Source organism: Flexivirga endophytica, from assembly GCF_014640635.1.
Classification (GTDB): domain Bacteria; phylum Actinomycetota; class Actinomycetes; order Actinomycetales; family Dermatophilaceae; genus Flexivirga; species Flexivirga endophytica.
On record NZ_BMHI01000003.1, the window covers coordinates 1 to 12,815 of the forward strand.

Annotated in this window: 10 protein-coding genes; 3 read left to right on the top strand and 7 right to left on the bottom strand. The window is 67.2% G+C overall.

All coding sequences use genetic code 11. The annotated features are described in order from the left end of the window. Positions 1–421: 421 nt before the first annotated feature. From ppsA to IEX71_RS08590, 3 genes are all read right to left on the bottom strand, one after another. The gene (gene ppsA / locus IEX71_RS08580) at positions 422–2,818 is read right to left on the bottom strand and encodes a phosphoenolpyruvate synthase (RefSeq protein WP_188836620.1); all 2,397 of its coding nucleotides are present in this window, start codon (positions 2,816–2,818) and stop codon (positions 422–424) included. Positions 2,819–2,885: 67 nt separating this feature from the next. Further along, positions 2,886–3,740 (bottom strand): pyruvate, water dikinase regulatory protein, encoded by an 855-nt coding sequence (locus IEX71_RS08585; protein WP_268235945.1) that lies wholly within the window; start codon positions 3,738–3,740, stop codon positions 2,886–2,888. A gap of 97 nt (positions 3,741–3,837) precedes the next feature. After that, positions 3,838–5,118: an aspartate aminotransferase type Ic gene (locus IEX71_RS08590; RefSeq protein WP_229749601.1), complete on the bottom strand. Its 1,281-nt coding sequence runs from the start codon at positions 5,116–5,118 to the stop codon at positions 3,838–3,840. A 140-nt stretch (positions 5,119–5,258) separates the two neighbouring features. On the opposite strand from IEX71_RS08590, the gene IEX71_RS08595 reads away from it, so the two are divergent. Beyond that, complete coding sequence (locus tag IEX71_RS08595; protein WP_188836623.1) at positions 5,259–6,050, top strand: DUF2785 domain-containing protein; 792 nt, start codon at positions 5,259–5,261, stop codon at positions 6,048–6,050. Here the strand turns inward: IEX71_RS08595 and IEX71_RS08600 are convergent. The 3 genes from IEX71_RS08600 to IEX71_RS08610 all read right to left on the bottom strand — a co-directional run bounded on the left by IEX71_RS08600 (position 6,028) and on the right by IEX71_RS08610 (position 8,940). Then, positions 6,028–7,002: a methyltransferase domain-containing protein gene (locus IEX71_RS08600; protein WP_188836624.1), complete on the bottom strand. Its 975-nt coding sequence runs from the start codon at positions 7,000–7,002 to the stop codon at positions 6,028–6,030. The genes IEX71_RS08595 and IEX71_RS08600 overlap by 23 nt on opposite strands. Positions 7,003–7,066: 64 nt before the next feature. Further along, positions 7,067–8,299: an MFS transporter gene (locus IEX71_RS08605; RefSeq protein ID WP_188836625.1), complete on the bottom strand. Its 1,233-nt coding sequence runs from the start codon at positions 8,297–8,299 to the stop codon at positions 7,067–7,069. Next, on the bottom strand, positions 8,296–8,940 hold the full coding sequence (locus IEX71_RS08610; RefSeq protein ID WP_188836626.1) for a winged helix-turn-helix domain-containing protein: 645 nt from the start codon (positions 8,938–8,940) through the stop codon (positions 8,296–8,298). Before IEX71_RS08610 ends, IEX71_RS08605 begins: the two co-directional genes overlap by 4 nt. 132 nt (positions 8,941–9,072) lie before the next feature. Between IEX71_RS08610 and IEX71_RS08615 the strand changes: the two genes are divergently transcribed. After that, entirely contained in the window at positions 9,073–9,849 is a 777-nt protein-coding gene (locus IEX71_RS08615; RefSeq protein ID WP_188836627.1) for a cysteine peptidase family C39 domain-containing protein, read from the top strand. 147 nt (positions 9,850–9,996) lie between these two features. Further along, the gene (locus tag IEX71_RS08620; RefSeq protein WP_188836628.1) at positions 9,997–11,442 is read left to right on the top strand and encodes a hypothetical protein; all 1,446 of its coding nucleotides are present in this window, start codon (positions 9,997–9,999) and stop codon (positions 11,440–11,442) included. 111 nt (positions 11,443–11,553) lie between these two features. Here IEX71_RS08620 and tuf read toward each other — a convergent pair whose 3' ends face one another. Then, positions 11,554–12,747, bottom strand: coding sequence for an elongation factor Tu (gene tuf / locus IEX71_RS08625; RefSeq protein WP_188836629.1), 1,194 nt, complete (start codon positions 12,745–12,747; stop codon positions 11,554–11,556). Positions 12,748–12,815 lie beyond the last annotated feature (68 nt).

A 12,815-nucleotide genomic window follows, 5' to 3' on the forward strand; every position in this document is an offset into this window, starting at 1 on the left:
CGCATCCACTCAGACCAACGGCTGCGACTAGCAGCATGGTTGCGCGGCTTGCTGCAGATACGAACATAATCGCCCCCTTCAATTCAGTGCAGGCCCCGACCTTCAGGTCCACCACCGCTGCAGGTGCCCAGACGACTACCCGATTGGTGCGACGAAGTTCGACCTCGTTCGGATCCCACAAACGAGTTCTCGTCCAGGGAGCAGGCGTCTCGATAGAGGTTCCACAAACGGCGAACCAGCAGGTCAGCACGCAACACAGGTAGGCAGACCGGGGCTCATCCCGTAAGACCCGCCCGGTTGGACATCCCGGGACGGGTGCGGCATACGGATCCCCGATGTCGGCGGACTCGGAGGCCACGAAAACAGGCGCCCTCCCCGAGTTTGGGGAGGGCGCCTGCGCCATACGCGCGAGAAGGGTGAGCTACTCGGCCGCGGGGGCCGACGCCTCGCCGGCGCTGTGCTTGGCCAGTCGCAGCCACGTCTCGACGACGGTGTCCGGGTTGAGCGACATGGACTCGATGCCCTGGTCCAACAGCCAGTCGGCCAGGTCCGGGTGGTCCGAAGGACCCTGACCACAGATCCCGACATACTTGCCGCGGTCCTTGCACGCCTTGATCGCCATGGCGAGCATCGCCTTGACCGCCGGGTTGCGCTCGTCGAATCCCGCCGCGACCAGTCCGGAGTCGCGGTCCAGACCCAGCGTCAGCTGGGTCATGTCGTTGGACCCGATCGAGAAGCCGTCGAAGTGGTCGAGGAACTGGTCGGCGATGACCGCGTTGCTCGGCACCTCGCACATCATGATGACCTGCAGGTCGTTCTCGCCGCGCTTCAGACCGTTCTTGGCCAGCAGGTCGATGACGCCTTCAGCCTCCTCGAGCGTGCGCACGAACGGAATCATCACCTTGATGTTGGTCAGTCCCATGTCCTCGCGGACATAGCGCAGCGCCTCGCACTCCATCGCGAAGCAGTCCTCGAAATCCTTTGACAAATAACGAGATGCGCCTCGGTAGCCGATCATCGGGTTTTCTTCGTCGGGCTCGTAGCGCTCGCCGCCGAGCATGCCCGCGTATTCGTTGGACTTGAAGTCCGACATGCGCACTATGACCGGCTCGGGGTAGAACGCCGCAGCCAGCGTTGAGACGCCCTCGGCGACCCGCTTGACGAAGAACTCGCGCGGGCTGTCGTATGCCGAGATCAGCGCGTCGATCTGCCCGCGGATCTCCGGGTCCTGGTCGTCCAACTCCAGCAGCGCCCGCGGGTGGATGCCGATCTGCCGGTTGATGATGAACTCCAACCGAGCCAGGCCGATCCCCTTGTTGGGGAGGCGGCTGAACTCGAACGCCTGGTCCGGGGTGCCGACGTTCATCATGATCTTGACCGGCAGGTCGGGCATCTCGTCCAGCGCGGTCTCGTTGACCTCGAACTCGCGAGCGCCGTCATACACGAAACCGGTGTCGCCCTCGGCGCACGAGACGGTGACCTGCTGGCCGTCGGTCAGGTCCTTGGTCGCGCTCGCGGTGCCGACGACAGCGGGTATGCCGAGCTCACGAGCGATGATCGCCGCATGGCAGGTGCGGCCGCCACGGTTGGTGATGATCGCCGACGCGCGCTTCATGATCGGCTCCCAGTCGGGGTCGGTCATGTCGGCGACGAGGACCTCGCCGGGCTGGAACTCGTGCATCGAGTCGATCGAGCCCAACGTGCGCACCGCACCGGCGCCGATCTTCTGGCCGATGGCGCGACCCTCGACGACGACCGGTCCACGCTCCTTGAGCACGAAACGCTGCAGCGTCGAGGTGTTCGCGCGCGACTGCACGGTCTCAGGACGGGCCTGCAGGATGTAGAGCTTGCCGTCGACACCGTCCTTGCCCCACTCGATGTCCATCGGCCGGCCGTAGTGTTCCTCGATCGCGATCGCGTGCTTGGCCAGCTCGGTGACCTCGTCGTCGGTCAGCGAGAGCTTGCCCTGGTCGGCCTCGTCGACCGGCACGAAGTGGATGGTCTCCCCCACGGTCGGGTCGTCGGTGTAGACCATCTTGGTCGCCTTGGAGCCGACGCCGCGCTTGAGGATCGCCGGGCGGCCGGCCTTCAGGGCGGGCTTGAAGACGTAGAACTCGTCCGGGTTGACCGCACCTTGCACGACGGCCTCACCCAAGCCGTAGCTGGAGGTGATGAAGACGGCGTCCCGGAACCCCGACTCGGTGTCCATCGTGAACATCACGCCGGAGGACCCGATGTCCGAGCGCACCATGCGCTGGATGCCTGCCGACAGGGCGACCAGCGAGTGGTCGTAACCCGCGTGCACGCGGTAGGCGATCGCGCGGTCGTTGTAGAGCGAGGCGAAGACCAGTTTGATCGCGTGCAGGACGTTGTCGATCCCGCTGATGTTGAGGAAGGTCTCCTGCTGCCCGGCGAAGGACGCGTCCGGCAGGTCCTCGGCGGTCGCGCTGGAGCGCACCGCGAAGGTGACCTCCGCGCCCTGCTCGCCGGTCAGTCGCTCGTATGCCGAACGGATGTCGGCATCCAGATCAGCCGGGAAGGTCTGCTGCTCGATGTCGCCACGGATCTTGGCACCGACCTTGGCCAGCTCCCGCACGTCGTCCACGTCGAGCCCGTCGAGCAACTCGTCGATCTCAGCCTTCAGTCCGGTCTCGGTCAGGAAGCGCCGATATGCCTCCGCCGTGGTCGCGAACCCGGTCGGCACGCTCACGCCGGCCTTGCTCAGGTGCTGCACCATCTCACCGAGCGAGGCATTCTTGCCGCCCACGGTCTCGACGTCGTTGATGCCGAGATCGGCGAACCACTCGATGTTCGTCATGTCGGGATTCCTTTCGTATGACGCGGCTGAAGTTTATTCAGACGCAGGTCAGCTCCGCCGTGGCGCGTCATCGACTGCCGGGCCGCGGCTTGCGCCCGGCGCTCAGCTTGCGCGTCTGCATGATCATGGCGGCCATCTCCTCCACGGACATCGCCGAGGAGTTGACATAGGGGATGCGGTGCGCGCGGAACATGGCTTCCGCGCGTCGCAACTCGTAGGTGCACTGCGACAAGGTGGCGTATGTCGAGCCCGGCCGCCGCTCCGTGCGCACCTGACTCAGCCGTTGCGCGGTCGACAGCAACCCGAAGCACTTGTCGACATACGGGGCGATCGGGCGCGGCATACCGCCGGTCTCGAAGTCCTCCTCGACCAGTGGATAGTTGGCCACGAGGAGGCCGTACTGCAGGGCGAGATACATGGTCGTCGGCGTCTTGCCGCAGCGCGACGGCGCGGTGAGGATCAGGTCGGCGCGCTCCAGCTGGCGCAGGCTCTGGCCGTCGTCGTGCTCGATCGCGAACTCGACGGCTTTCATCCGGGCGTCGTACTCACCGACGTCGCGGACCCCGTGCGCGCTGCTCGCGTTGTGCGCGGCGTTGACGTGCAGCACCCGCTCGACCATGTCCAGGTGGGACCCGAAGAGGTCGATGAAGGCGCACTCGGTGCCGGACAGGATCTCGCGGATCTCCTCGACGGCGACGGTCGAGAAGACCAGCGGCATCACGCCGTCGGTCTTGGCCGCGTCCATCTGGGCGACCGCGTCACGCGCCTGCTCGGGTGTCTTGATGAAGGGCAGCTTCTCGCGCACGAACCGCACGCTGGGGAACTGTTGCAACATCATGTTGCCGAGGGTCTCAGCGGAGATACCCGTTCCGCCGGCCACGAAGAAGACCGGGGTCGCGGGCGTCTCGGCCGGGAAATCCACAGGCCGAACTCTGCCATACGCACGGCCACCCGGGGCACGGGGTGCTCGTGCGTATGGCGCGCTCATCGACTCCCTGCCGTCCCGGTGCTGACGCCTGTTATCCGGCGAGCTTCTCGGCGGCCGCCAGCAGGACGCACGTGGCGACGGCTTCCATCGCGGCGGTGACCTCCTCGGCGACCGGGAACGTCGGCGCGAGCCGGATGTTGGTGTCGTCGGGGTCGTTGCCGTAGGGGTATGACGCGCCGGCGGGCGTCAGAGCGATGCCGGCGTCCTTGGCGAGTTGCACCACGCGGCTGGCCGTGCCCGGTATGACGTCGAGGCTGACGAAGTATCCGCCGATGGGATCGGTCCAGGTCGCGACACCCTTGCCGCCGAGCCGCTGACGCAGGATCCGCTGCACCTCGGCGAACTTCGGCGCGATGATGTCGCGGTGCCCGCGCATGTGCTTGCGCACGCCGTCTGCGTCACCGAAGAACTCGGCGTGCCGCAACTGGTTGATCTTGTCCGGCCCGATCGAACCCTTGCCGAGGTGACCGAGGTACCACTTCACCTGCTCGACGGACGCGGCCAGGAACCCGACGCCGGCGCCGGCGAAGGTGATCTTGGAGGTCGACGCGAACATGATCGGCCGATTGGGGTGGCCGGCCGCGCTGGCCAGGGACAGGACGTCGGCGCTCTTGGCCTCGTCCTGGGTCAGGTGGTGGAACGCGTAGGCGTTGTCCCAGAAGATCTTGAAGTCGGGCGCCGCCGTCGGCATCGACGCGAGCTTGGCCGCGACCTCCTGGCTGCACACCGCGCCGGCCGGGTTGGAGTAGGTCGGCACGATCCAGATGCCCTTGATCGTCGGGTCGTCGGCGACGAGAGCCGCGACGGCGTCGGCGTCCGGGCCGTCGGCCTGCATCGGCACGGTCAGCATCTCGATGCCGAGCGACTCCAGCAGGGTGTGATGCCGGTCGTAGCCGGGCACCGGGCAGATGAAGCGGACCTTCTCCTCCTGAGCCCACGGACGCGGCGAGTCGACGCCGCCGGAGAGCATCAGGTAGTAGAGCGTGTCGCGCATCATCGTCAGGCTGGAGTTGCCGCCGGCGACGACCTGCTCAGGCTCGACCCAGAGCAACTCGGCGAAGATCTCGCGCAGTTGCGCGATGCCCTGCAGCCCGCCGTAGTTGCGGGTGTCGGTGCCGGCCGCGTCGACATACGACGTGGGCAGCTGGAGCAGTCCGTTGGACAGGTCCAGCTGTTGCGCCGACGGCTTGCCGCGCGTGAGATCGAGCTTGAGTCCGCTGGACTTCAACGTCTCGTATGCCGCCTGCTGCTCCTGGCGGAAAGCGGCGAGCTGGTCGGCGGAAAGCTCGGTCAATGGTTGCGCGTTGGACACGGCGGGTTCTCCTGGGGGACATCCGAAGCGGTCACCACAGTCTCTCAAAGGCGCAGGGCACGGCCGCCCGAGGGACCGCATGACGGACGTCGTGTGACGCGGCTCACCGGGACGACGGATCGACTACCTAGGCTGCGGCCATGGACCAGCAGACCCTCGACCGTCTCGTCGCCGAACTCGCCTCGGCCGATCCGACCGCTCGCGACGACGGCGCCTACTCGGGATTGGCGTCCGCGGTCACGGAGCGGCAGCTGAGTGGCGAACAACGGCAGTGGCTGGGCGACCGGATGCTCGAGCGGCTCGATCACTCCGAGTCCTACGCGCGTTCCTTCGCGCCGCTGGTGTTCGCGCTGCTGGCCTCGACCTGGTCCGCCGAGGACGACGACTGGCCGGTCGGGTGGACGGACGCGCTGCTCGCCTGGTGGCCGGCGGAGACCGACCTGCGTGGGTATGCCGAGCCGGTCGGCTGGATCCACGCGGTCGCTCACGGCGCCGACGCGCTCGGCGAGATCGGCGCAGCGGGACTGGCGCCGGCCGGCCGATTGCTCGGGACGATCGCCGAGCGCGTCACCGCCGCAACGGATTTCGTATGGCGCGATCAGGAGGACGACCGCGTCGCGGCGGCGGTGGTCGCCATACTCCTCGGCGACGGGAGCGCCGACCTGGACGATCTGCTCGAGCCCGTCGCCACGATGTTCGCGACCGGCGAGCACGGCCCCGTGCCGCCGCCGGCGACGAACTCGATGCACACTCTGCGCAGCCTGTATGTCGCCCTCGGCAACGCCGTCATACACCCGAAGGCCGGTGAGCCTGCAGTCATTTCGCGTGCTGTCGAATTCCAGCACGACATTGCACGCACGCTGCAGGTCACCACACCATGGTTGTTCAGCGCGCCGCCAGCGGGGTCGGTCAGGCAGTCGCCTGCCCGTTGAGGACCGCAGGCTGCTCCTTCTCCCGACGCTCCGCCTCCGCGAGCTCCTTGTTGGCCCAAGCGCCCTCGGAGGGGGCATAGAGGTGCCTGCCGAAGTACGCCGCAACACCGGACATCACCTCGGCGTTCTTGCTGAAGAAGACGTAGCGCTTGCGCGGGCCGCCGTAGCCGGTCGCCACCAGAGGCGCACGGAAGTCGATCCGGTAGCCGTTGGCCTCCGCCAGGTGGATCAGCGCCTCCGGTGTGTAGTAGGAGGCGTGCCCCGGCGTGAAGATGTATTTGTGGTTGCGCATGTTGCTGCCGTCGTAGACGTTGGTGGAGCAGACCAGCAATCCGTCCTTGGCGACATGAGCGAACAGCGCGGCGAACTCCGTCGCAGGATCCAGGAAGTGCTCGACGACCTCGCACGCGACCACCAACGGGAACCGCTTCGCCGCCGGTTTGTTGATGTCGATGAACTCCGCATCGTCGCGCAACTTCATCACGTCGGCGACGGCGACGTCGCGGAACTGCGGGAGGGCGGCGATGTGCCGGTTGTCGAAACTGCGGCCGGCGCCATAGATGAGGACGTCGATCTCGGACCGGGGCGCCATGATCTCCGCGGCCATCTGCGCCATGTGGAACTCGCGGCCCTTGCGGTCCTCGGTGCCGACCCGCGCCCGCATCGGCAGTTTGTCGAGCTTCTTGAACTGTCGGTAGTCGTGCACGTTGTCCGGGTTGGCCACGTGTCCGCACACGCGACAGACCCTGACGTCGAAGACGGTGCCGTCCTTGGCGTAGGTGATCTTCCGGCGTCGCGGATGACCCGCGCCGCAAGCCAGGCAACGCTCCGGCGCGGCGGTCGGGTCGATGATCGCGCTCAACCTTCGTCTTGCCGCCGCCACGTAGCGCGATCGGGTGGACGGGCTTGCCAAGCCGGCCGCGATGCGTGCCGCGCGTTTCCCTGTGGCCATCGGCGAACGCTAACACAGTGTGACCCATATCACAGCGTGCCGAGAATCGCCCGTCAGCGAGCTGTCACTTCAACTGCCGTATCCGTGGGTTGAGTGCGAACGCCGCACAGAGGCATCCCATCGCGAGCCCGCACACCGTCGTCGCGAACAGCACCGACGAGGCACCGGCGAGCAGCCCGAAGATCGGCGTGGTCGCCGGAGTCAGCACCAGGTCCCCCAGATTGCTCACCGACCCGACTCTGCCCAGATGGCTCGGCGCGATGATCCGCTGGAAGGACCCACTCAGCCAGACCGACGCCAACCCGGCGGTGACACCCACGATCGTCATACCGAGAACGAGCCCGAACCGCGTGGGCAGACCGACGGCACTCAGTCCGACGCCCTGCAGCACCAGCAACCGGAAGGAGCGCGCCGGCAGGTAGTCGCCCTGCCAACGGGTCCCGATCACCGATCCGATGATGGCGCCGACAGCGAACGTCGCCTCCGAAGCTCCCAACCAGCCCGATCCCCATTGGGATTGGGACACCCGCAACGCGACCCCGACAGACATCACGGGCGTGACGAAGACGTTCAGCGCCGCCAGGCCCAAGAGGAAGATCCGTGCGACCTCCGACTCGCGGATGTAGTCCCAGCCGGAACGCAACGACTGCAGCATCGGCTCGTTCGGCGTCCGCGGCAACCGGAAGCGGACGTGTACGACGAGCCGCAACACGATCAGCACGCCGAGGAACGTCAACCCGTCCGCGATCATCGAGAAGCCGAAACCCCAGTGGATGATGACGGCGCCGAGCGGGGCGCCGAGCAGGCGGGCCAGGCGGGAGCCGGTCTGTGCCCAACCACTGACCGTGACCAGATCGTCGGTGTGGACCAACTGCCGCACGAGCGTCCGGGACGCAGGACCACTCAACCCACTGACGGTCCCGAAGCAGATGGCGACCGCGAAAAGCACTGCGCCCGCGTGCAATCCGCTCTCCCAGCAGGCCGCGGCGACGAACAGCACTGCGACGCGGGCGAATTCGCCCAGCATCATCACCCGGCGAGTGTCATAGCGGTCGGCGATCACCCCGCCGAACAAGGTGCAGATCGCCTGCGGCAGCATCTCGACGCCGAGTACGAAGCCGGCCAGTCCCGGCGAGAACATGTGCACGGCGGTCCACGCGAGACCGATCGCGAAGACCGTGTCGCCGGCCGCGGAGACGATCACCGCGAAGAGGTACGCCTGCACCATGCGGTCCCGCTTCACCGGCGGCGGCGTGGGTCCGATCAGCTGCGGCTCGTCGACGGTGGACGTCGTCATACCGCACCCGGCTCACTCGGGAAGACCCGCGCGATGAGGCGCACCGGACGACGTTCCGCGTCCGGGTGCAGCCCGGCGTCGGCGCGGACCTCACGCGACCACTCCTCGGTCAATGCGTCGAGGCGCTGCATCAGGTCCTTCAGCTGGTCCACGGTGGCGGGCACGAACGAGTCGGTCGCCAAGCTCTCCTGCCACTGCGCCGGCAGCTCGTCGCGGGTGCGCATCCACCGCACCGTCGCCGCATTGAGATATTCGAGATTTGCATGCTCGGCGGTGTCGGTCACCTGGCGGGCGAAGCTGCCGTCCGCGTAGTCCTCCCTACTCCAGGACAATCGACGCTGCCGGCCCCGCCACCACGACTCACGCGTGTCCTTCGCCAACTCCGGCGCCGGTTCGATGAAGCCCGCCTTGTGCATCGGCTTGAGGTGATGACTGACCGAACCGACCGCGATGCCGAGCCGGGATGCGAGCTGCCCGACCGTCGCCGGCCCGTCGTTGGTCAGGATCTCGAAGATGCGTCGCCGCACCGGGTGGTGCAGGGCGAGCAGCGCGTCGATCAGTGCGGCCCCCTCGGGCAACGCGGGAATCTCCTCGGGCGGAGCGGAGTCGGTATGCCGCTCGGCGGCGGTCCTGCGTGGCATTCCCTCAGCGTGGTGCCCGTTCGCGCCATACACAAGAGCCCTTGTATAACTTGTCCAAATTTGAGGGTCCGTTCACTTGCACAGCCGCATGCCGCCCCTAGGCTCGAAGATCCCCGTTCTCAGGAGTCACTCATGAAACAGGCCCACCGACGCCTGCTGGCCACACCGGTCAGTATCGCGCTGCTCCTGGCAGTTGCGCCGACCGCGACCGCCGACACCGACGGATCGACGAGCACGCGCTATGTGCAGACCACCGCCTGGGCCAATGGCACCGGTGCGATCGACCGGGTGCGTTCCGCCGACGACGCGGCGGAGTACCCCCGGCTGTTCCCCCTGCTGCAGGCCGGGACCGGTGATGCGCAATGGAACAACTGCGGACCGGTGGCCGCCATCGCCGCGATCTACGCGATGGGCAGGACACCGGTGCACTGGGACGGCATGAACGACTCGGCCGCCACGCAGTACATGCGCTACACGACCATGGGTATCCCGAAGTCGCAGGACGACCACGGCACCAGTGCGACCGACCTGGTGCGCGGCTTCTCGGCATACGACCTCGACACCACGATCGTCAGCGACCCGGCCACTGTCCCGGACCAGGTCGCCGCGTCTGCCCGCGCCGGCCGGGTGTCGATCGTCAACGGCGACATGCAGAAGCTGCCGGACGACTACAAACACGACATCACGCCGGGTTACACCGATCCGATCAGTCACTTCATCGTGGTGGCCGGCTATGAGTTGTCCACCGACAGCTACCTGGTGATCGACCCGGCCTCGCTGCACAGCGACCCGGCGTCCGTGGTGATCCATCGCTTCACCGCCGCCGAACTGGCCGACTTCCAGCAGGGTGAGCTCGTCTTCGGTCGGAATCCGACCGCGGTCATCACTGACACACCTGCACCCGTCTGAGCCGCGCCATACCGCATCCGCCGCGACTTTGGTGATCGCGACACGCACAAGGGCCACAACTGTCACAATATTCTCCGCACACTCTCGTGGCGCATCCGCGACCGAGGTGAGCCGTTCTGCCGCCTCTCGAGCCACGAGGACATCACCATGGGTACTCCCCGCCTTCTCACCGTCACCTTCACCGCAGCCGCCCTCCTCGGCTCGCTCGCCGTCGCACCCGCGAACGCGGACACGGACCCGGCACCGAGTGCGCCCACGTATGCCGAACAGGGCATCCCCGGCCCGGCCGGCAATCCGGTGTGGGCGCAACGGTCCGCTCAGCGCGGCACGCTCGCACTCACCTGGGTGTCCTGCGGTCCGACGAAGAGCGACGGGGTGACCGCGACCGCACTCGCCGGTGCCATGACCTATGCCCGGATGGGGCGACGGCTGAGCGCCGAACAGGCTGCCTGCGCCCGCCGCATCGTCGCCGCGTCACGGGCGAGCGGGCTGGATCGCAAGGCCGCCGAGATCGCCCTGATGACCGCGATCGTCGAGACGACCCTGCGCAACTACACCGGCGGCGACCTCGACAGCGTCGGCCTCTTCCAGCAACGCAACTCATGGGGCACCTACGCCCAGCGCATCAACCCCGAGACCGCGACGAAGAAGTTCCTCAGCGTCATGCAGCAGATCTATCCGCGCAGTTCGTGGCTCAAGGCCCCCGCAGGACAGGTCGCGGCGGACGTGCAGCGACCGGCCGCGGCATACCGGGGCGAATACGCATTGGCGCAGTCGTCCGCCGACGCGCTGCTGAATGTGCTGTGGCCACAACCTGTTTCGAAGCCCGCCCCCTCCACGACCGCGCCGACGAGCCTCGCCGGGTTCGGCGACGTGACGGGCGACCGCGTCCTGGATCGGGTCGCCTACCGCAGCACGCTGCGCGGCGGCAGCATCCGCCTCTACCGCGGATGGACGACCGGCATCACCCTCGGGTCCGGTCTCAATCAGTACCGGGCTCTGTTGCGCGGCGACTTCGACGGGAACGGCACCGCCGAGTTGCTCGGCGTCGCCACGGACGGTCACCTGGTCCGTTACGCGATCGGTCGGCGAGGCACGCTCGGTGCCGGCGTCCGGGTGGCCGGCAGCAGCGGCTGGGCGGCATACAGTCAGTTCGCCGTCGTCAACGATCTGGCACGCGGCAAGGCGCAGCGTCGCATCGGCGTCACGACGAGCGGCGACGTCACCTACTTCGGCGCACGCACCGTCACGACCAGGCGCCTGATGCCGCTGAACACGTACAAGCAGCCGCTGCCGGTCGGAGACCTCAACGGCGACCGGCTGCCGGACCTGGTCGCGGTCCGCAAGGCGACCGGGCGGCTCAGCGCCTTCTACGCCCATGCGAACGGCACCTACAGCAAGGGCCCCGAGTTCGGCACCGGCTTCTGGAACAGGTTCCGCGCGATCACCAGCGACGGCAACGGCGTCCTGCGTGGCATCGACGCCAAACCGCAGGTGCAGCGCGCCTATGTCGTCCGGAACGTGCGGCCCGGCGGCGTCCGGCTGATCGGAGTGGGCACCGGCACGTGGGCGCCCTACGCGGGCCTGCTCTGACCCGAACGCTCCGGCCCGCACACGCGGGCATGCGAAGAGCCCCGGACCCTCAAGGGTCCGGGGCTCTTCGGTCGATCTACTTCGTGATCCGGCGGGCGAAGCCCACCAGGGTCACTTGTTGATCTTGGTGACCCGGCCGGCGCCGACGGTACGGCCGCCCTCGCGGATGGCGAAGCGCAGGCCCTCCTCCATGGCGATCGGCTGGATCAGCTGGACGGACATCTCGGTGTTGTCACCGGGCATGACCATCTCGGTGCCCTCCGGCAGCGTCACGACACCGGTGACGTCCGTGGTCCGGAAGTAGAACTGCGGACGGTAGTTGTCGTAGAACGGCGTGTGACGGCCACCCTCGTCCTTGCCCAGGATGTAGACCTGACCCTCGAACTCGGTGTGCGGGGTGATCGAACCCGGCTTCACGACGACCTGACCGCGCTCGACGTCCTCGCGCTTGGTGCCACGGAGCAACAGGCCGACGTTCTCGCCCGCACGACCCTCGTCGAGCAGCTTGCGGAACATCTCGATGCCGGTCACGGTGGTCTTCTGCGACGTCTCCTTGATGCCGACGATCTCGACCTCTTCGTTGACGTTGAGCACGCCGCGCTCGATACGACCGGTGACGACGGTGCCACGACCGGTGATCGTGAAGACGTCCTCGATCGGCATCAGGAAGGGCTTCTCGATGTCGCGGACCGGGTCCGGGATCGACTCGTCGACCGCGTCCATGAGCTCCTCGACCGACTTGGTCCACTCCGGGTCGCCCTCGAGCGCCTTGAGCGCCGAGACCTTCACGACCGGGGCGTTGTCGCCGTCGAACTCCTGGCTCGACAGCAGCTCACGGACCTCCATCTCGACGAGCTCGAGGATCTCCTCGTCGTCGACCATGTCGGCCTTGTTCAGCGCCACCAGGATGTAGGGAACGCCAACCTGACGGGCGAGCAGAACGTGCTCGCGGGTCTGCGGCATCGGGCCGTCAGTGGCCGCGACGACCAGGATGGCGCCGTCCATCTGAGCAGCACCGGTGATCATGTTCTTGACGTAGTCAGCGTGACCCGGGGCGTCGACGTGCGCGTAGTGACGCTTGTCGGTCTCGTACTCCTGGTGGGAGACGTTGATGGTGATACCGCGCTGGCGCTCCTCGGGAGCGTTGTCGATGTCCGCGAACGCCGACGCCTTGTTGAGGTCGGGGAACTTGTCCGCCAGCACCTTGGTGATAGCAGCCGTCAACGTGGTCTTGCCGTGGTCGACGTGACCGATGGTTCCGATGTTGACGTGCGGCTTGGTCCGCTCGAACTTGGCCTTAGCCACTGTGGGGTCCTCCTTCAAGGACTGTTGCTGACGCCGGGGCGGCGCCTTCGGTTGTGTTGGATGTGCTG